Annotated in this window: 17 protein-coding genes; 11 read left to right on the forward strand and 6 right to left on the reverse strand. The window is 66.1% G+C overall.

The window, feature by feature from the left end:
* The first annotated feature begins 20 nt into the window (after nucleotides 1–20).
* The 3 genes from dhaL to EDF39_RS12835 all read left to right on the forward strand — a co-directional run bounded on the left by dhaL (nucleotide 21) and on the right by EDF39_RS12835 (nucleotide 3,005).
* Complete coding sequence (gene dhaL, locus EDF39_RS12825; protein WP_123943716.1) at nucleotides 21–665, forward strand: dihydroxyacetone kinase subunit DhaL; 645 nt, start codon at nucleotides 21–23, stop codon at nucleotides 663–665.
* A gap of 3 nt (nucleotides 666–668) precedes the next feature.
* A complete protein-coding gene (dhaM, locus tag EDF39_RS12830) occupies nucleotides 669–1,361 on the forward strand; it encodes a dihydroxyacetone kinase phosphoryl donor subunit DhaM (RefSeq protein ID WP_123943718.1) in 693 nt (230 codons plus the stop codon).
* Nucleotides 1,362–1,451: 90 nt separating this feature from the next.
* Entirely contained in the window at nucleotides 1,452–3,005 is a 1,554-nt protein-coding gene (locus tag EDF39_RS12835) for a glycosyltransferase family 39 protein (protein ID WP_123943720.1), read from the forward strand.
* Here EDF39_RS12835 and EDF39_RS12840 read toward each other — a convergent pair.
* On the reverse strand, nucleotides 3,002–3,487 hold the full coding sequence (locus EDF39_RS12840) for a YchJ family protein (RefSeq protein WP_123943722.1): 486 nt from the start codon (nucleotides 3,485–3,487) through the stop codon (nucleotides 3,002–3,004). The genes EDF39_RS12835 and EDF39_RS12840 overlap by 4 nt on opposite strands.
* Between EDF39_RS12840 and EDF39_RS12845 the strand changes: the two genes are divergently transcribed.
* Nucleotides 3,486–3,668 carry a hypothetical protein gene (locus tag EDF39_RS12845; RefSeq protein WP_123943724.1) on the forward strand — a complete coding sequence of 61 codons (183 nt, stop codon included), beginning with the start codon at nucleotides 3,486–3,488 and terminating at the stop codon, nucleotides 3,666–3,668. The genes EDF39_RS12840 and EDF39_RS12845 overlap by 2 nt on opposite strands.
* Before the next feature lie 19 nt (nucleotides 3,669–3,687).
* A complete protein-coding gene (gene argG / locus EDF39_RS12850; RefSeq protein ID WP_123943726.1) occupies nucleotides 3,688–5,130 on the forward strand; it encodes an argininosuccinate synthase in 1,443 nt (480 codons plus the stop codon).
* A 136-nt stretch (nucleotides 5,131–5,266) separates the two neighbouring features.
* Here the strand turns inward: argG and EDF39_RS12855 are convergent, their stop codons facing one another.
* A complete protein-coding gene (locus tag EDF39_RS12855) occupies nucleotides 5,267–6,262 on the reverse strand; it encodes a glycosyltransferase (protein WP_123943728.1) in 996 nt (331 codons plus the stop codon).
* 201 nt (nucleotides 6,263–6,463) lie between these two features.
* Here EDF39_RS12855 and EDF39_RS12860 point away from each other — a divergent pair, with 201 nt between their 5' ends.
* Nucleotides 6,464–7,678 (forward strand): sensor histidine kinase, encoded by a 1,215-nt coding sequence (locus EDF39_RS12860; protein WP_158613231.1) that lies wholly within the window; start codon nucleotides 6,464–6,466, stop codon nucleotides 7,676–7,678.
* The gene (locus EDF39_RS12865; RefSeq protein WP_055957603.1) at nucleotides 7,675–8,337 is read left to right on the forward strand and encodes a response regulator transcription factor; all 663 of its coding nucleotides are present in this window, start codon (nucleotides 7,675–7,677) and stop codon (nucleotides 8,335–8,337) included. The genes EDF39_RS12860 and EDF39_RS12865 overlap by 4 nt, the downstream gene beginning before the upstream one ends.
* Before the next feature lie 19 nt (nucleotides 8,338–8,356).
* Here the strand turns inward: EDF39_RS12865 and EDF39_RS12870 are convergent, their stop codons facing one another.
* From EDF39_RS12870 to EDF39_RS12880, 3 genes are all read right to left on the reverse strand, one after another.
* The gene (locus EDF39_RS12870; protein ID WP_123943732.1) at nucleotides 8,357–9,514 is read right to left on the reverse strand and encodes a glycosyltransferase; all 1,158 of its coding nucleotides are present in this window, start codon (nucleotides 9,512–9,514) and stop codon (nucleotides 8,357–8,359) included.
* Nucleotides 9,515–9,593: 79 nt separating this feature from the next.
* Nucleotides 9,594–10,073 carry an NUDIX hydrolase gene (locus EDF39_RS12875; protein ID WP_123943734.1) on the reverse strand — a complete coding sequence of 160 codons (480 nt, stop codon included), beginning with the start codon at nucleotides 10,071–10,073 and terminating at the stop codon, nucleotides 9,594–9,596.
* Between the two features lie 19 nt (nucleotides 10,074–10,092).
* Nucleotides 10,093–10,872, reverse strand: a complete 780-nt coding sequence (locus tag EDF39_RS12880) for an SDR family oxidoreductase (protein ID WP_123943736.1) — start codon at nucleotides 10,870–10,872, stop codon at nucleotides 10,093–10,095.
* Between the two features lie 137 nt (nucleotides 10,873–11,009).
* Between EDF39_RS12880 and EDF39_RS12885 the strand changes: the two genes are divergently transcribed.
* The 4 genes from EDF39_RS12885 (at nucleotide 11,010) to EDF39_RS12900 (ending at nucleotide 13,739) form a co-directional block, all read left to right on the forward strand.
* Nucleotides 11,010–11,507, forward strand: coding sequence for an NfeD family protein (locus EDF39_RS12885; RefSeq protein WP_123943738.1), 498 nt, complete (start codon nucleotides 11,010–11,012; stop codon nucleotides 11,505–11,507).
* 26 nt (nucleotides 11,508–11,533) lie between these two features.
* Nucleotides 11,534–12,514, forward strand: a complete 981-nt coding sequence (locus EDF39_RS12890; RefSeq protein WP_123943739.1) for an SPFH domain-containing protein — start codon at nucleotides 11,534–11,536, stop codon at nucleotides 12,512–12,514.
* A complete protein-coding gene (locus EDF39_RS12895; RefSeq protein ID WP_123943741.1) occupies nucleotides 12,511–13,272 on the forward strand; it encodes a glycerophosphodiester phosphodiesterase family protein in 762 nt (253 codons plus the stop codon). Before EDF39_RS12890 ends, EDF39_RS12895 begins: the two co-directional genes overlap by 4 nt.
* A 101-nt stretch (nucleotides 13,273–13,373) precedes the next feature.
* Complete coding sequence (locus tag EDF39_RS12900; protein ID WP_055957617.1) at nucleotides 13,374–13,739, forward strand: RNA polymerase-binding protein RbpA; 366 nt, start codon at nucleotides 13,374–13,376, stop codon at nucleotides 13,737–13,739.
* A 72-nt stretch (nucleotides 13,740–13,811) separates the two neighbouring features.
* Here EDF39_RS12900 and lnt read toward each other — a convergent pair whose 3' ends face one another.
* Complete coding sequence (lnt, locus tag EDF39_RS12905) at nucleotides 13,812–15,446, reverse strand: apolipoprotein N-acyltransferase (RefSeq protein WP_123943743.1); 1,635 nt, start codon at nucleotides 15,444–15,446, stop codon at nucleotides 13,812–13,814.
* Between the last annotated feature and the right edge of the window lie 25 nt (nucleotides 15,447–15,471).

A 15,471-nucleotide genomic window follows, 5' to 3' on the forward strand; every position in this document is an offset into this window, starting at 1 on the left:
ACACGAAAGGACGCCATTACATGAGCCTCGGTATCTCCTGGGTCACTGCCTGGATCGACGACACCGTCGAGGTCGTCTCTCACAACCGGACCCGCTTGAGCGAACTCGACCGCGAGATCGGCGATGGCGATCACGGCGAGAACCTCGATCGGGGTTTCTCCGCGGTCAAGATCAAGTTCGACACCCTGCCCGACGACGCGACTCCTGGGTCGGCGCTCAAGCTCGTGGCCACCACGCTGATCTCGACCGTCGGCGGCGCTTCGGGCCCCCTGCTCGGCACGGCGTTCCTCAAGGGCGCGCAGGCACTCGGAGACGCGTCCGAGATTGATGCCGACGGTGTCGTCGCCCTGCTCACCGCGGCCCGCGATGGCGTCGTGTTGCGCGGCAAAGCAGAGCCGGGTGACAAGACCATGATCGACGCGTGGACCCCTGCCGTCGATGCAGCGGGGGAGGCCGCCGCAGCAGGTGCATCACCCGCCGGCGTTCTGCGCGCCGCTGCGGCAGCCGCGTCAGCCGGAGCCGAATCCACCGAGCCGCTCGTCGCTCGCAAGGGCCGCGCGAGCTACCTCGGCGAACGCGCTATCGGTCACCGAGACCCCGGGGCGGAATCCTCCGCTCTCATCATCACGGCTGCTGCCGACGCGGCCGCCGCCACGGAAGGTTAATTCATGGCATCGCCGGTTGGAATCCTGATCGTCTCGCACAGCGCGAAAATCGCCGAGGGGGCGCTGGAGCTCGCAAAGCAGATGGCTCCGAGCGTCACCGTGGTCGCCGCCGGCGGCACCGACGAAGGCGCCTTGGGCACGAGCTTCGAGAAGATCTCGTCCGGAATCACCGCGGCCCAGCAGGGGAGCGGCGTCGTGATCCTGTGCGACCTCGGTTCGGCGATCCTCACGGCCGAAACGGCTCTCGACTTCCTGGACGACGCCGAGCGAGCCCTCGTGGTCATCGCCGACGCGCCGATCGTCGAGGGGGCTGTCGCGGCAGCCGTCGCATCGGAGACGGGTGGATCCCTGCACGACGTCACGGCCGCCGCCCGGACTGCCACGGGCATCGCCGATCCTCACGCCGACGAACGGAGCCTCAGCCGCGCCGAAGTGCAGGGCGCAGTCGAGCGGTCTGCGACCCTCGTCAACCCTTCGGGATTGCACGCGCGACCGGCCGCCGAATTCGTCAAGCACGCCGGCGCCTTCGAATCGACCATTCAGATCAACGGTGTCGACGCGAAGAGCCTGCTTCGCATCATGGGTCTCGGGCTGCCCAAGGGCTCGACAGTGTCGATCGTGGCCACCGGACCTGATGCCGCTGAGGCAGTGGACGCGCTGATCGAGCTCGTCGAAGGTGGTTTCGGCGAGCTCTGACAAGCGACCGTCGGGGTTGCTCCGGCGACGACATGAGCAAGACGAGCTGACTTCTTCTCGCGTCGTATATTTTGATGTAGAATATTAAATATGCGACCCGTTGTGCGAACCCGGCTGCCTCTGACCACTATTGCCATGATCTTCGGCACCGTGGTCGCAAGTCTCTCCTTGATCTCGTCGGACGTGCCCGACGCGTGGGAAGACGAGGCGGCAACTCTCTCGGCCGCGACTCGAAGCTGGCCCGAGCTCATCCACCTGGTGGGCAACATCGATGCCGTCCACGGCCTGTACTACGCGCTGATGAAGGTCTGGTTCGGGGTCGTCGGCACGTCGGTTTTCACGATGCGCCTCCCGAGCGCCATGGCGGTAGGTGTGGGGTGCACCCTCACGATGCTTCTCGCTGACCGTCTGGGGAGCAAACAGGTCGCCGCCATCACGGGCGTCGTCTATGCGTTTCTGCCCAGGGTCGCCTGGGCTGCAGTCGAGGGGCGGCCCTACGCCATGGTGATGGTCGCCGCCGTCGGGCTGACGCTTCTCTTCGTTCGTGCCCTCGAGCGAGACCACAAGTCACCGAGCCGCGTCGCTTGGTTGTGGTATGGGCTCTCAATCGTGATCGCCGTTCTGCTCAATATCTACCTCGCGATGATCGTGGTGATGCACGGCGTCATTCTCGCGGTGGCCTGCCGGAGTGGCCGGTCGAGACTTCTTCCCTGGCTGATGACAGCGGGCTCTGCTGCGGCCCTCCTCGTTCCCTTCGCGCTCCTGGTCGTGGGGGAGGCGGCGCAGGTGCACTGGATTCCCGAGCTCTCGGTGCACACGATCCGGGACATCGTCCTCGACACCTGGTTCCGTGCCGTCTGGCCGATTCGAGGTCTCGCCGTATTCACGCTGATCGCGGTGCCCGTAGGGTGGCTGCTTCTCCTGGCCGGAGTCCGGTCGGCCCTCAGGTCGGGCGGCAGGTCGATCCCCGGGTCTGAGACCGACGACTCGGGCACCGTTCGCGTGTACCCGGGAAGGGCGCTCGTTCTTCTCGCCTTCGGGCCCATGGTGCTCCTGCTCACCGCGACGGCCCTCGGAAAACCACTCTTCGCGCCCTACTACCTCACTTTGAGCGCTCCCTTTGTCGCCATCCTCATGGCCATCGGTGTTGCGGGTCTCACCCGACGACGCCGCGTGGTGGCTGTGGCCCTGGTCGTCGCTGTGGCCATTCCCTCCCTCGTCGCTATCCGCCTGCCCCACTCGCACCACGAGATCTACTGGTCCGATGCGGCGGAGCTCGTGCATGAACAACGCGAGTCGTCGACCGGGCCGGACGCGATCGTCTTCGCCACGGTGGCCGAGCTCCCCTCCGCGACTGCCAACCTCGTGGCGATCGCCTACCCCGATGCGTTCGAGGGAATGCGCGACCTGGCCGTGACCGGAAGCCGTCGTGCCGAAGGGCGCCTCTTCGACCGCAATGGAGATCTCGCGACTCTCATTCCGCGTCGCCTTGCGTCGATTGACAACGTCTGGATCGTCGGCGCTTCAGAGGTCGACCCGAGAGCCGACGAAGCCAGGCGGGTGCTCGAGGCGAACGGGTTCGCCGTGGCCACCAGCACCGATCTCGGGCCGGTGCGCGTGCTCGAGCTGCACCGCTCGCACTAGAGGGCCATGACGTACAACCAGCGGCCCCTCTGCTTGGAGAAGGTGGACCGTTCGTGCAGGGTGTGCGCTCCCCCGTCGTCTCGATAGTGCGCCCGGAATTCGACGATTCCCGTGGTGTCGAGCATGCCGCCGCGTTCGGTGGCGATGATGTCGAGTCGGTACCAGCGCACGCCCTCATCGAGGTTGAGGGAATCGGGCCGAAGCGCAGGATCCCACGTGGCGAGCAAGTAGACCGCGTCGCCGACCGCAAAGGCCGAGTACCGAGACCGCATCAGGCGTTCTGCCGTCGGTGCTATCGCCAGGCCTCGGTGCAGTGGCCCGCAGCAGGCGCCGTACGTCTCGCCACTCAGGCACGGGCAGCGGGCGGCATCGGCGAGCGTCGTCGAGGGGGAGTCGGAGGCGGGGGAGGAGGTCACGGTGGCGCGGATCCTTTGCTCGGTCGAGAGCGTAGCGTTGAGCTTCACCCAGAAGGAGAATGCCATGCGTGCCTTAGTCCTCGTCGTTGCGGCCGTTGCGACCACCCTGTTCGTCGTCAACTCGCGAAACAACGGTGCCCTGGCGCCGAAATCGACCAAACGAAAGAAGGCGATCGGGCGTGCGGCAAAGCAGAAGCCCGGGCAGGTCGTCGTGCCGAAGACCCCGAAGGTCAAGCGCGGGGTCTGATCCCGCTAGGGTTTTGGGTATGTCCAAAGTCTTGAGCTCTCTTCCCGTCGGCGAACGCGTCGGCATCGCGTTCTCCGGTGGTCTCGACACATCGTGCGCCGTCGCCTGGATGCGAGAGAAGGGTGCCGTTCCCTGCACGTACACGGCCGACATTGGCCAGTATGACGAGCCCGACATCGACTCCGTCGCGGTACGCGCGAAAGAGTACGGTGCCGAGGTCGCTCGATTGGTCGACGCGAAAAGCGCTCTGGTCGAAGAGGGCCTCGTCGCTCTTCAGTGCGGTGCGTTCCACATTCGCTCCGGCGGCAAGACGTACTTCAACACGACGCCGCTCGGCCGCGCCGTGACCGGCACGATGCTGGTGCGCGCGATGAAAGACGACGAGGTCGACATCTGGGGTGATGGCTCGACCTACAAGGGCAACGACATCGAACGGTTCTACCGTTACGGCCTCATGGCGAACCCGCGCCTGCGCATCTATAAGCCGTGGCTCGACGCCGACTTCGTGAACGAGCTCGGTGGCCGCACCGAGATGAGCGAATGGCTCGTAGCGCGAGGCTTCCCCTATCGCGACTCCACCGAGAAGGCCTACTCGACCGACGCCAACATCTGGGGTGCGACTCACGAGGCGAAAAGCCTCGAAGAGCTCAGCGCCGGCATCGACCTGGTCGAGCCGATCATGGGTGTCGCCGCCTGGCGCGACGACGTCGAGGTCGCCACCGAGGTCGTCTCGGTCCGCTTCGAGGCGGGGCGCCCGGTCGCCATCAATGGCGTCGAGTTCTCCGACCCCGTCGCGCTCGTCTACGAGGCCAACGCCATCGGCGGTCGTCATGGCCTCGGGGCCTCCGACCAGATCGAAAACCGCATCATCGAGGCGAAGAGCCGCGGCATCTACGAGGCGCCCGGAATGGCCCTGCTCCACCTCGCCTACGAGCGCCTGCTCAACGCGATCCACAACGAAGACACGGTCGCCGCCTACCACAACGAGGGTCGCCGTCTTGGTCGACTCATGTACGAGGGGCGCTGGCTCGACCCGCAGTCGCTCATGCTCCGCGAGTCCCTGCAGCGGTGGGTCGCCTCCGCCGTCACCGGCGAGGTCACCGTCCGCCTTCGCCGCGGTGACGACTACACGATCCTCGACACGACGGGGCCGCAGCTCAGCTACCACCCCGAGAAGCTGTCGATGGAGCGCGTCGGCGACTCCGCGTTCGGCCCCGACGACCGCATCGGTCAGCTGACCATGCGCAACCTCGACATCGCCGACTCGCGGTCTCGACTCGAGCAGTACGCGGCAGCGGGGCTCATCGGGGGAGCGACAGCCGAGTTGGTTGGAGAGCTCGAGGCGGGCGAGGCCGACCAGATTCTCGGTGGCGCCGGCGTGTCCGACTCCGCCACCGACGCACTCGGGCGGGCGACCGACGCCGCCTCCGAGTCGGCTGCGTTCGACTCCGGCACCGACTGACCCTGTCTCACGGCGTCACTCGAGACTCCACGAATGGCCCGTGTCTGCTGAAGACACGGGCCATTCGTGGAGTCTCGCCGTGTCTGGTGGGGGAGAGCAGGATCCAGGGCGCCCTCGATCGACTTGGGCGTCGTCGTCAGTGCAGGGCGAGCTCGCGACGCCAGGCGTCTGAGGCCTCCGCGGTCGCCGTGGTAGCCCGCAGACGCAGGGCGTCGCGACATTCGGTCGCGGCCTGCTCGACGGCTCTCACCCAGGCCGACGTGTCGGCGGGGGAGCCGACGAGCAGGGGGGAGTCGGGGCCGTAGAGCTGAGCCAGGGCATCGCACCGGGGCCCGACGAACGGTGTGCCCAGTTCGAAGCATCGAATCGCGATGCCGCTCTGGTAGAAGCGTCGATAGGGAATGAGGACGGCTGCCGACGTCGCGAGCAGGTGATCGAGGCGGTCTTCGTCCACGAACTCGTCGCTGACTGCCCAGCCGTCGATGCGGGGCCAGCCGCGGCCGTGGATCTCCAGCGAATAGCGCGGCGCTAGTTCGACGGCGAGGTCAGCGAGGAGCTGGATGTCTCGATCCGGCTTGAACTGGCCGAGAACTCGAATGACGGGGCGCTCTGTCGGCACGTTGCTTTTGGTGGACTCGCAGGAGTGGGTGGTCGCCTGAAGGGGGTGAGCCACGATCGGGCTGTCGACGCCGAACGTGGTCTCGGTGATCGCCTCCTGTGCCGTCGTCGAGTGGACGATGACGGTGCGCCTGCGTGACAGGGCGCATCCGATACGCCGAGCGGGTGCCGAATAGCCCACGGCACGCACAAGGGGGACCGGGTCGTGCATGACGAGCCGAGTCGTGCGGCGGCGACCGAGGATGAGGCGGGCGAGAACGAGATCCCAATAGCCGAGCACGGGCCACGCGAGGATGACCGCACCCGTGGGCTTGGCACGACTGACACGGAACAAAGCTGAGACATAGCGTCGAACCCAGGTCAATCGAGATTCGTCGGCCAGGGATGGCTCGACAAGATCGACCGCAGTCACGTCATGGCCCGAGTCGGTCAGATTTGATTTCAGCGTGCGGGCGTAGTGCCCGAGCGCCCCGGCCAGCGGGTTGATGATCGTCACGTGCGGAGTCGGGCTCATCGGGTCGGCCTCTCGTCGGCTGGTCAGAAGCGGGGTGCTTCTTATTCAGTACACCACATATCAACTTCGGAGAACAGGGTCAAATTGTCGGTACTTGACATAATGTGCATTATCGGCGATCAGAGCGACACGAGAAGAGGGGTCTCGGAGCGTGCCGCGGCTACCGGGACCACAGCACCGCCGCACGCTAGCGTTACTCCTGTGTGGACCACCCTCGAACGTCGGCCGATGGTCTTCGACGCCATCATCGCCATCGTGGCGTTTGCCTTCTTCGGTGTGCTCGACGTCAGCCGCACCGGGTGGACGACTCTTCCCATCGACGCAGTGTTCGCCGTCGCACTAGTCTTTCGTCGCCGTTCTCCAGGCGCGGCGCTCGGTATCGCCTGGGCCGGCGCCATCGCGCAGCTGTTCGTCTTGCCGACGTTCATTAACGGCAACGTGCTCATCGCCGTCGTCATCTACGGCACTAGCGTCGCCCACTCACCCATCGTGAGTCGGCTGGGGCTCATCTCGAGCGTCGTGGGGGGAATCCTGGCAAGCGTCAAGCTCGTGTTGATCACAGGGCTGTTTCTGCCGGCGCATCAGCAGGATGGCGAGGCCGCCCTGTCGAAGGTCCTCTACTTCGTGGGCGTGGCGGGCGTCATCGCGGCGACCCTCTCGCTGTTCTGGCTGCTGGGAATGATCACCAGGATCCGCCGCGCCCTGATGAGCGAACGCGTCGACCGGCTCGAGAGCTCGCAAGAACTTCTCCGTGCCGAGCTGCGGGTGGCGCAAGAGACCGAGCGCACGCGGATCTCGCGTGAGATGCACGACGTCATCGGTCACTCCCTCGCGGTGATCATCGCGCAGTCAGACGGTGCCCGATACGCCGTAGCGAAGAACCCTCAGGTGGCGATCGAAGCTTTAGGTGTGATCAACAGTTCGGCACGCTCAGCCCTCGATGATGTCAGTGAGCTGCTGAGCGTCCTCACCGGGTCGGACGGACACGAGGGCTCGCTCGGCGTCGCCGACCTCGAGGGGCTTGCGAAGAACACCCGGGCGGCCGGCCTCGTCGTCGACATCCACGAGACGGGAGACCGGTCCCCACTGGCGATCGGGCCTGATCTCGCCCTGTACCGCGTCGTCCAGGAAGCCCTCACCAATGCCCTCAAGCACGGCGGGCCCGGCACGACGGTCAAGGTCGACCTCGATTGGTCGGACGACGCGGTCTCGGTCCGTACCGAGACGACCGAAGGCGACGGTCCCGGTCTCCTCGGAGACGAACTGCGACCCAGCACCGGCGGTTACGGCATTCCCGGCATGATGGAGCGGGTCAGGCTCGTCGGCGGCACGGTGGACGCCCGCCCTCGAGACGACGGCACACCCGGCTTCCGAGTCGCCGCGCGAATCCCCCACTCCCCCGGAGGCCCCGAGTGAACCCCATCCGAATCGGCCTGGCCGACGACCAACCGCTCTTCCGGGCGGGCATCCGCATGATCCTCGACTCGCAAGACGATTTGGACGTCGTTTGGGAGGCCTCCGACGGCGCCGAAGCCGTGCGACTCGCGGTCGAGCAACCCGTCGATCTGGTGCTGATGGATCTCGAGATGCCGGTGACCGACGGGGTCGAGGCGACCACCAGGATCCTCGATTCCACCGAGACAGGAGACGTCGCGACCCGCACCAGGGTCGTCGTTCTCACCACGTTCGAGTTGAACGACAAGACGTTCCATGCCATTCAGGCCGGGGCGAGCGGCTTCCTGCTGAAGAACGCCGACCCGGAGTTCCTGCTCGCGTCGCTGCGGACGATCCATTCGGGATCAGCGGTCGTAGCGCCCTCGGTGATGAGCGGGCTCGTCGAGCGGTTTGCCCGAAAGACGCCGCGGGTCGAGACCGAGGCGCTCGAGCCGCTGACGACGAGGGAGCGCGACATCTTTGCGGCGCTGGCCTCCGGACTCAGCAATAACGAGATCGCCGAGAAGCTCCACCTGAGTGACGCGACGGTGAAGTCGCACGTGAGTCGGATCCTTGCCAAGCTAGCGCTCCGCGACCGCGTGCAGCTCGTGATCTACGCCTACGAGAACGGGCTCGTCTGAGCCTGGTCGAACGTGACGATCAGACGGGCTCGGTGGCTTTCACGGGGATAGCGGGCTCGTCGGCGCGAGCCTCTTCGGCCTCGATGATGTCGTCGAGGGTCGGCTCGGGCGTCATCTTCTTGTAGACGATGCGCGACTGGTAGAGATAGCGCAGCGAGAAGCCGACGGCGATGAGCGCGGCCTGCACGAACACGCTATGGAGCGAAGTGTTCTCGACGATCACCCAGAGCACGAAGGTGCGGACGATCGACTCGGTGCCGTTGAAGGCGAAGGTGTGCCACCAGCGCTTCCACACCCCGCGGGCGCCGTGCTTCAAATCGTTGAAGATGAAGCGTTCCTGCAGCAGGAAGTTGCCGATGATGGTGACGAAGGCGGCGATGCAGGCGGCGGCGAGGTAGCCGACGCCGAACGTCTGCAGGCCGGCCAGGATCGCGAGGTTTGCCACGGCGCCGAGCGCCCCGATGGCCGCGAAGCCCGAGATGCGCCCGAATTTGAGGTCGAAGAGCTGCCGGCCGAGCGCGATGCCCTGCTTCATGTCGGCCTTCGATGTGCCGGCGAGGCGCGCCTCGAACACGAGAGGCACTTCGGCGACCTGCAGCGGCTGGCGGGCGAGGATCTCGAGGAGGATCTTGAAGCCGCGAGCGTGCAGCCCGTCGAGCTGGATGGCCCCGGTGCGAATGCCGAAGAAACCGCTCATCGGGTCGGTGGTGCCGTGCAGGCGGGTCGGGAACAACGCCTTGGTGACTTTGATCGAGGCCTGCGACACCAGGCGACGCACTCCCCCGGACAGCCCGTCGCTCGAGCCTCCGTCGACGTGACGGGAGGCTACGACGACATCGGCGCCCGAGGCGTCGCCCCTGGCGATGATCGAAGGGAGCGTCTCGGGGCGGTGCTGCAGGTCGCCGTCCATCACGATCGACCAGCGGCTGGTCGTCGACCGAAGGCCTTCGATGACTGCACCGGAGAGGCCGCCGACGGGAGTGTCGCGGTGGATGAGTCGCACGGGGAGATCGTGCTGGGCCGCGACCTCGCGGATCACGTCGGGCGTGTTGTCTCGAGAGTCGTCGACGAAGAGCACCTCGGCGTCGATACCGACGACCGCAGCCTCGACACGGCGCACGAGCTCAGCCACATTGGGCGCCTCGTTGAACGTGGGGACGATGACTGTGAGCTCCATAGCTTCAAGCGTACGGATCGGCCTTCGCGAGGGCACCGGCCGATCGGCCGCTTTTCGGCCTCATCACAAAGTATGAGGCTCAGGCCAAAAGCCGCTCGATCAGCTCTGGCAGGTCTTCGGGCTCGAACTTCTCGTCGGACGTGCGGAGCTCGTCGCGGCTCCACCAGCGCGACTCGACGATGTCGACGCGCTCCTCGTCTGTCCAGTCGTCGTCGACGATTTCGAAGTGCGGCAGGCGCACGACGTAGAACTCGGCATGACCGTGGGTGTGGTCGGCGGCGTCCCACTCCACTTCGAAGTCGGACGTGTAGACGACCTCGCCCGGATCGTCGATCACCTGCCCGGTCTCTTCGTGCAGCTCGCGGATCGCGGCGTCGCGGTGTGACTCCCCCGGGTCGACGCCGCCGCCCGGCGTGATCCAGCGCGAGACGCCGGAGGTGTCGGGCGATTTGGTGTCCATCAGGAGAATACGGTCGTCTTCGTCGACCACGATCAGTCGCGAGGTGAGCCGCAGGATCCTTCTGGGCCCGTTCTCGGCGTCGGGCTCGGTATCAGACATGGTCGCGCGGCCGCTCGGCTCAGACGGCCTGGAAGTCGGCGGTTTCGCCGACCAGCCGCGTGTGATCGGAGGGGATGCCCTCGACAGCCGCCAGGGCGACCTCGGCGGCGAACTCAGCGACGTTGTAAAGCTTGCCCGCGGCCTCGCGGCGAGCCGAGATGGCACCGGGGTTGGTGCGCTCGAGGAGCGTCGCCGTGATGGTGCCCTCGATCATGTCGCCGGAGACGACAACGAAGTCGATGCCCTTCTCGGTGAGGCTGGGGATGAGATCGCGCAGAGCATCTTCGCCGGCCCGCTTGGAGAGCGCTACGGGGAGGTACTCGGGCATCGTCTCGGTCGTCTTGATGAAGTGCGCCTGGTGGCTCGTGACGAACACCACGCGCGAACCGGCGGCCATGAGCGGCAGGGCCCGGGTCAGCACGTCGACCTGCGCGTCGCGGTTCAGCAGGAGGGCGTAGTTCTCGGCCATGCCCGACTCCATGCCGCCGGAGGCGTTGAGCACCAGGATGTCGAGGCCGCCGAACTCCGTCTCGACCTGATCGATCATGGCCTGGACGGACTCGCCGTCGGTCAGGTCGGCGCCGATGGAGACGGCCTCGCCGCCTGTCTCCTCGATCTTCGAGACGAGCTGCAGGGCACGCTTCTCTTTGTTGCGGAAGTTGATGACGACCCGGGCGCCCGCGGCGGCGAGGTACTGGGCCGTGTCTGCTCCGACGCCGCGCGAGGAACCGGTGACGAGGGCGCGCTTGCCGGAGAGGGAACCGGCCGCGAGGGGGGCGGAAGCGAGGTCGAGTGGCACGGGGAGACTCCTGTCGGTGCTGGCATTGAGGCAGTCCCCAGGCTATCAAGTGCCTCTGACGGAGAGGACCATCCGACTGCTAGCGTGGAAGCGCAAACAAAAATGCAGAACACCACCGAAGGAGATGGGTAGCTCAGATGGACAACCTGGTCGACTTCTTACAGCAGTATTCGTGGGTCGTCTGGTTGGCGCTCATCCTGATCTTCATCATCATCGAGGTGACGACGGTCGAGTTCACCTTCCTCATGCTCGCCATCGGCAGCGTCGGCGGTCTTCTCACCGGTCTCTTCGGCGGGCCCTTCTGGCTGCAGGTGATCGTCGCGGCGGTGGTGTCAGTCCTCCTCCTCTTCTCGGTCAAGCCACCCCTTCTCCGAGCCCTGAAACGGGGCGGCGACCCGACGCCGAGCAACGTCGAGGCTCTTCTGGGCCTCGGCGGCTCCGTGGTCGTTCCCATTCCCGGCGGCGAGGTGCACCCGGGTCTCGGCCAGGTCAAGCTGGCCAACGGCGAGACATGGACCGCCCGGCTTCTCGCACCGGCCGGGGTCAGTCTCCTCGACACGGGGTCGGCCGTCGTCGTGACGGCCATCGAGGGGTCGACAGCAGTGGTCGTCCCGTCCGACATCAAGTCTCTCTAGCCACCCTTACGCGAAAGGCATCACCAATGACCGACGGAGCAGCAATCGGCGGAGTCGTCCTCGCCATCTTCCTTATCATCGTCGTCATCTTCGTTCTGGTGATCCTGTTCCGGTCGGTACGGATCATCCCTCAGGCGACAGCGGGTGTCGTCGAGCGACTCGGTAAGTACCACAAGACCCTGACGCCGGGTCTAAACATCCTGGTTCCGTTCATCGACCGTGTGCGTCCCCTCCTCGACATGCGCGAGCAGGTCGTCTCCTTCCCGCCTCAGCCCGTGATCACCGAAGACAACCTCGTTGTTTCGATCGACACGGTGGTCTACTTCCAGGTGACCGACGCGCGAGCAGCGACCTACGAGATCGCCAACTACCTGGGTGCCGTCGAACAGCTCACCACCACGACCCTTCGTAACGTCGTCGGTGGGCTCAACCTCGAAGAAGCCCTGACCAGTCGCGACAACATCAACGGCCAACTGCGCATCGTGCTCGACGAGGCGACGGGCAAGTGGGGAATCCGCGTCGGGCGAGTCGAGCTCAAGGCGATCGAGCCGCCCCTGTCGATCCAAGACTCCATGGAGCAGCAGATGCGCGCCGAGCGCGACCGCCGTGCGCAGATCCTCCGCGCCGAGGGCACGAAGCAGGCGGCGATCCTCCAGGCGGAGGGTTCCCGGCAGGCCTCGATCCTTGAGGCCGAAGGCGCGGCGAAGTCGCAGGTCCTTCGGGCTCAGGGTGAGGCTGAGGCCATCCAGACGGTCTTCAAGGCCATCCACGACGGCGACCCCGACCCCAAGTTGCTCGCCTACCAGTACCTCCAGACTCTGCCGAAGATCGCCGACGGCGCCGCGAGTAAGGTCTGGATGATCCCGTCCGAATTCACCGAGGCGCTGAAGGGTGTCGGTGCCGGATTCATGGGCGCCAAAGAAGCCGTGTCGGGAGAGACTCCCTCGGCGAAGAGCTCCCCGGCCACGGGCTTCCCCACCGCAACGACGGCGCCCTCCGCCGAGTGACGGCGAGCTGGTTCACACCGGCCCCGCCGCGGGTGATCGCGCACCGGGGGCTGGCAACGGAGGCGCCGGAGAACACTCTTCCGGCATTCCTCGCTGCCCTGGCCCTCGGTGTCACACACCTCGAGACCGATGTGCATGCGACGAGCGACGGCGTCGCGGTTCTCAGCCACGATGCCGACCTGGGCCGGGTCGGTGCGCCGGCCACCGGGATCCTGGGGTTGACCTCCCGAGAAGTCGCGAGGCTGCGCTTGCCCGACGGCACGGAGGTTCCGAGCCTGGACGACGCCCTCTCCGCTTTTCCCGATGCGCGTTTCAATATCGACATCAAGGTCGACGAGGCCCTCGAGCCGACGGTTGCGGCGATCAAGCGGCACCGTGCCGCCCCTCGCGTGCTCGTCACATCGTTCGACGATGCCCGTCGCAAGGCGGCCGTGGCAGCCCTGCCCGGTGTAGCGACTTCGCCCTCGACGAGAGGCGTCGTGCGTGCAGCAGTGGCGGCGCGAACCCCGCTCCCCTGGTTCCGCAGACGTGCACTTCAAGGCATCGACGCCCTGCAGATCCCCGAAAAGCACCGCGGGGTCCCGGTCCTCTCGGCAGCCCTCCTCGAAGCCGCTCACTCTGCCGGCGTCGAGGTTCACGTCTGGACCGTGAACGATCCGGTCGACATGGCCCGACTGCTCGACCGGGGAGTCGACGGCCTCATCACCGATCGATCCGATCTGGCACTCGCTCTGCTCCGAACTAGGAGTAGCAAGTAGCGGCGAGGCCTGGGAGGGCACTGTGAAATCTCACCTCGCGAAACAAACCTTCATCTTAAGTGGTTATAACGGGAGATTGCAACGCGAGAGGAGACCACGCAATGGCAGATCGCAGTTTGCGCGGAATGAGGCTTGGTAGCCAGAGCCTCCAAAGCGAAGAGGGCGTGGAATTTTCACCCCGCAAAAAGGCCGTCTATCAGACGACCGACGGAGCCACGTTCGATGTCGTCTTCGCCGCAGAGGCGGAGATTCCCGACTCCTGGCAGTCGCCGAAGAGCGGTCAAGAAGGACTTCTGCTCTCGGCCGACGGCAAGCCCGTCGACATCGACCGCGGTGACGTGAAAGTGCCCCGAACCCACTGGGACATGCTGCTCGAGCGTCGCACGCGACCCGAGCTCGAAGAGTTGCTGCAAGAGCGACTCGACTACCTGCGGGCCCGCAAAGGGCAGCAGAAGATCGGCGCATAGCCTCACCGCGCCTCACACGTCCATCTACCTCGACCGGCCTCTCGGCCTCGGGGTGGGTGGACTTTTCTACGCCTACTGGGCGGCGCGACCGAGACGACGAGACCGGCGGGCGAGACGATCAGACTGTTTCGCCTGACGCGCAGCATCGCCATACCCGGATCCCCTCAGCAGAACGCGAGATAGCACGAGGGCCGCAGCCGCGAAGAACATCGCGAGCTGCTCGAGAGCGGCCCCGCCCCACACCGCGGGAGTAGTGCCCGTGCCAAGGGGGACCTTGGTGACCATCGCACCGGGCTGGAATGCCGGAATGCTGTCGATGGTCTTGCCGTCGGCGGAGATGACGGCACTCGATCCGACGGTCGAGATGTTCACGAGCGGCCTGGACGTCTCGATGGCCCGCAGGCGGGCGATCGCGAGCTGCTGGGTGTTCTCGTCGGTCTGGCCGAAGTCGGCGTTGTTCGTCTGAGCGAGGATGACCTGCGCTCCCCCGTCGACCATCTCGCGAGTCAAGGCGTCGTCGACGATGTCGAAGCAGATCGAGATACCGGCCTTGATGGATCCGACGTCGAGCACGTTCGTATTCGTGCCCGGGGTCAGGTCACGCGTGAGCAAACCGACGAGCGAGGGGGCGAGGGCGTTGAAGAAGGGGCGATCGGGCACGTACTCCCCGAATGGAACGAGATGCCTCTTGTCGTACTGGGCCTGGACCGTGCCGTCGTCCCAGACGATCGACGAGTTATAGTCTTTCGACCCGCGCTCGGTGATGACGCCGGAGACGATCGGAGCGCCGTACGCCTTCGACAGCACATCGAAGATGTAGGCACCGAAACGATCCCGAGTGGGATCGCGGTCGGATGCGCCCTCGGGCCACACGAGCATGTCGATGTCGTCGGACGGCAGAACGCCCTTGTACGTCGCGTCGACCTGCGCGTTGCTCAGGTCGCCGTACGTGCGCTGCTGGAAGAAGCCGGCTTTGCTGTTGCCCTGAACAGCCGCGATCGTCGAGGATCCGGCAGACGCGCTCGGCCAGGCGGGAACGGCGAGGACAGCCACGATCGCCGTCGCCGCTACGAGAGCGCGGGTCGTGAGGCGAACCGGCTGCTCGACGAGCAGCTGCATGACCGCGGCCACGAGCGCGACCATGACGAAGCTCAGCCCGGAGATGCCCAACCAGGCGGTCAGCGAGGCGAACGGGCTCTGCGACTGGCTCTCAGCGACGCGTCCCCACGAGAAGCCCCCGTAGGGGTAGTGCCCCGCAACGAATTCGCGACCGACCCAGAGTCCGGCGACGACGACCGGCAGGAGGAGCGTGCGGCCCAGCGTGCCCTGCCAGACGCGAGGAACCCACCGGTACGCCAGGGTGATCGGAATCGCGCCGAGGGCGAAGATCAGCGCCTCCAGCCCCGCTAGGGCGATCCACGGCACCGGGCCTAAATAGGTGGCCACCCAGTCGATGAGCACAAAGAAGAAGGTCATGCCCGACGCCAGGCCCACCAGGAGGGATCCGCCGACGCTTCTCCCCTTCAGCGCCAGAAGGATCAAGCCGATGCCGACAAAGGTCAGGGGCCAGATGCCGCGGTCGGGAAAGCCGAACTCCATCAATGCCCCGCCCCCGACACCCGTGACGAGGGCGATCCACAGGGGAAGACGGAAGTCGGAGGTGCGCGGGTCGCCCGAAGGGCTCGGCACGCCGGAGAAACGGGGCACGCGTGAATTGTAGGGTGCCGACACT

Source organism: Frondihabitans sp. PhB161, from assembly GCF_003814635.1.
In the GTDB taxonomy this organism is placed as follows: Bacteria; Actinomycetota; Actinomycetes; order Actinomycetales; family Microbacteriaceae; genus Frondihabitans.

What these genes read in the sequence shown, in the direction of transcription:
- EDF39_RS12890 (WP_123943739.1), top strand. Translation starts at nt 11,534, where the DNA reads ATGACCGACGGAGCAGCAATCGGCGGAGTCGTCCTCGCCATCTTCCTT.
- EDF39_RS12900 (WP_055957617.1), top strand. Translation starts at nt 13,374, where the DNA reads ATGGCAGATCGCAGTTTGCGCGGAATGAGGCTTGGTAGCCAGAGCCTC.
- dhaL (WP_123943716.1), top strand. Translation starts at nt 21, where the DNA reads ATGAGCCTCGGTATCTCCTGGGTCACTGCCTGGATCGACGACACCGTC.
- EDF39_RS12835 (WP_123943720.1), top strand. Translation starts at nt 1,452, where the DNA reads ATGCGACCCGTTGTGCGAACCCGGCTGCCTCTGACCACTATTGCCATG.
- EDF39_RS12875 (WP_123943734.1), bottom strand. Translation starts at nt 10,073, where the DNA reads ATGTCTGATACCGAGCCCGACGCCGAGAACGGGCCCAGAAGGATCCTG.
- EDF39_RS12855 (WP_123943728.1), bottom strand. Translation starts at nt 6,262, where the DNA reads ATGAGCCCGACTCCGCACGTGACGATCATCAACCCGCTGGCCGGGGCG.
- dhaM (WP_123943718.1), top strand. Translation starts at nt 669, where the DNA reads ATGGCATCGCCGGTTGGAATCCTGATCGTCTCGCACAGCGCGAAAATC.
- EDF39_RS12885 (WP_123943738.1), top strand. Translation starts at nt 11,010, where the DNA reads ATGGACAACCTGGTCGACTTCTTACAGCAGTATTCGTGGGTCGTCTGG.
- argG (WP_123943726.1), top strand. Translation starts at nt 3,688, where the DNA reads ATGTCCAAAGTCTTGAGCTCTCTTCCCGTCGGCGAACGCGTCGGCATC.
- EDF39_RS12870 (WP_123943732.1), bottom strand. Translation starts at nt 9,514, where the DNA reads ATGGAGCTCACAGTCATCGTCCCCACGTTCAACGAGGCGCCCAATGTG.
- EDF39_RS12845 (WP_123943724.1), top strand. Translation starts at nt 3,486, where the DNA reads ATGCGTGCCTTAGTCCTCGTCGTTGCGGCCGTTGCGACCACCCTGTTC.
- EDF39_RS12840 (WP_123943722.1), bottom strand. Translation starts at nt 3,487, where the DNA reads ATGGCATTCTCCTTCTGGGTGAAGCTCAACGCTACGCTCTCGACCGAG.